A 1285-nucleotide genomic window follows, 5' to 3' on the forward strand; every position below is an offset into this window, starting at 1 on the left:
GGCGCGGCCCGTCACGATCGACGCCCTGCCGCAGCAGGTGACGCTGGACCTGGCCCGCACGGCGATGATCGTCATCGACATGCAGAACGATTTCTGCCACCCCGATGGCTGGCTGGCCAGCATCGGCGTGGATATCGCCCCGGCACGGACGCCGATCGCGCCGCTGGCGGCGATTTTGCCGGTGCTGCGCGGCCGGGACGTGCCGGTGATCTGGGTCAATTGGGGCAACCGGCCCGACCGGCTGAATTTGAGCCCGTCCCTGCTGCATGTCTATGACCCGGACGGCGAGGGAGTGGGCCTGGGCGGCCGCCTGCCCGGCCAGGGGGACGGCGTGCTGGAGCTGGGGAGCTGGAACGCCGCCATCGTCGATGAGCTGGCGCCCGAGACGGGTGACATCCATGTCGCCAAATACCGGATGAGCGGGTTCTGGGACACGCCGCTGGACGCCATCCTGCGCAATCTGCGGGTCGATACGCTGCTGTTCGGCGGGGTCAACCTGGACCAGTGCGTGATGACGACGCTGCAGGATGCCGGCTGCCTGGGTTATGACTGCATCCTGCTGGAGGATTGCGCGGCCACGACCTCGCCCGGCTTCTGCACCGACGCCACGCTGTACAATGTCCGCCAGTGCTTCGGCTTTACGGCCATGGGCGGCGTCCTGCGGGCGGCGCTGGAAACCGCGCCGAGATGATTCGATGAATTGATTGTTGGTGATCGTTTTAACATATTTTTTGCTTGCGAACGATTTCTTTCCCAGGGCATGTCGTCTGCCGGCATGATGGGCGGGCCGGTGCGGCCGCGATGGGAGGGATGGCATGAAGATCATGGTGCGGGCGGATGACGGGCAGGTCGCGTCGGTCGCGGCGCGGCTGATCGCCGAGCAGGTCAAGGCGCGGCCCGCCAGCGTGCTGGGGCTGGCCACCGGGCGGACGATGGAGCGGGTCTATGCCGAGCTGGTCGCCATCGCGCGGGCCGAGGCGATCGATTTTTCCCGCTGCCGCAGCTTCAACCTGGATGAATATGTGGGCCTGCCGGCCGGCAGCGTGCATTCCTATCGCGCCTATATGGAGGCGCATCTGTTCCGCCACATCGATATCCGGCCGGAGAACACCATGCTGCCGGACGGGATGGCCGCCGACCTGGAGAGCGAGGCGGCGCGGTACGACGCGGCGATCCGGGAGGCCGGCGGGATCGACCTGCAACTGGCCGGGATCGGCGAGACCGGCCATATCGGCTTCAACGAGCCGCTGTCGCCGCTGGCGTCGCGCACGCGGGCGATCACCCT

The 1285-nt window shown here is 67.4% G+C and carries 2 protein-coding genes; both read left to right on the top strand.

Going from position 1 to position 1285, the window contains the following annotated elements; all coding sequences use genetic code 11:
• A partial coding sequence (locus HUK84_RS18795; protein WP_176641582.1) for a cysteine hydrolase family protein occupies positions 1-691 on the top strand: 691 nt, incomplete at its 5' end.
• A gap of 124 nt (positions 692-815) precedes the next feature.
• The coding region (locus tag HUK84_RS18800; protein WP_176641583.1) for a glucosamine-6-phosphate deaminase at positions 816-1285 on the top strand (470 nt) is incomplete at its 3' end.

This window comes from Nguyenibacter vanlangensis (genome assembly GCF_013376155.1).
GTDB classification, from domain to species: domain Bacteria; phylum Pseudomonadota; class Alphaproteobacteria; order Acetobacterales; family Acetobacteraceae; genus Gluconacetobacter; species Gluconacetobacter vanlangensis.